General features: G+C 60.9%; 1 pseudogene. It reads left to right on the forward strand.

The window, feature by feature from the left end:
• Window positions 1-261, forward strand: a pseudogene (locus E5X34_RS32775) (ABC transporter permease); the annotation flags it as partial.

The following is a 261-nucleotide window of genomic DNA, read 5'->3' on the forward strand; positions in this document are numbered from 1 at the left end:
GGCAATGTCTGGTCGAATTCGGAAGAAGACGTCATCCCGGCCGGCGACGCGGCCAAGGGCTACACCGCCATCACCACGCAGGCTTCCGGCAACACCTATCCGGTGGTGCAGGAGATCGTGAAGACCGTCTACGGTGCCGGCAAGGGCAACCTCGAGGACAAGTCGCGTATCGGTTCGGTCTATCATAACCTCGGCATCGTCAACGGCATCCTCAATGTCGAGGCGATCCGCATTGCGCAGGAGAAGTTCGGCCATCGCACG

The organism is Mesorhizobium sp., assembly GCF_004963255.1.
In the GTDB taxonomy this organism is placed as follows: Bacteria; Pseudomonadota; Alphaproteobacteria; order Rhizobiales; family Rhizobiaceae; genus Mesorhizobium.